Below are 644 nucleotides of genomic sequence, written 5' to 3'. Positions count from 1 at the left end.
CAGCTCGCCGGCTGACCCACACCAACAAGCCGATCCCGGGGGCCGGACCCATCAGCCCCGGCCCCCCGCCCGTCACCCCCGCTCTTCCCACACCACCGCAGAGGACCCCTTCCCGTGGCACTCCCGTCCCGCTCCGCCCGACGCCTCACCCTGACCGCGACCGCCGGCACCGCCCTCGTGTGTGCGCTCGGCCTGGCCTCCGCACCCGCCAACGCCGCCTCGGTGGAGACCTGGGACAAGGTCGCCCAGTGCGAGTCCACCGGCAACTGGCAGATCGACACCGGCAACGGGTACTACGGCGGACTACAGATCTCCCTGGCCACCTGGAACGCCTTCGGTGGCCAGGCGTACGCCGCCTATCCCCACCAGGCGACCAAGAAGCAGCAGATCCTGATAGCCGAGAAGATCCTGGCCGGCCAGGGCGCCGGGGCATGGGGCTGCGCCCCCGGCACCGGACTCAGTACGGACAAGGCCAAGCCGTATCCGGACGGGAACGACCTGACGGGCGACGGGAAGGCCGATCTGGTCGCGCTGGAGTCGGACGGTTCGATCACCGCCGCCGACGGCACGGGCAACGGGTTCTCCAACTACCACAAGATCGCCACCGGGTTCGGCGCGCATGTGAACGCGGACCGCCTCAACTA

1 protein-coding gene is annotated in these 644 nt (G+C 70.3%); it reads left to right on the top strand.

What is annotated here, in order from left to right; all coding sequences use genetic code 11:
- Positions 1-114: 114 nt before the first annotated feature.
- Positions 115-644 (top strand): transglycosylase family protein (locus IE267_RS40335; protein ID WP_189766577.1); only part of this gene is annotated, 530 nt, incomplete at its 3' end.

This window comes from Streptomyces xanthochromogenes, assembly GCF_014650455.1.
Taxonomy (GTDB): Bacteria; Actinomycetota; Actinomycetes; order Streptomycetales; family Streptomycetaceae; genus Streptomyces; species Streptomyces xanthochromogenes.
Note: the sequence above shows the minus strand (reverse complement) of the source record. Positions and strands in the feature narration are given on the sequence as shown.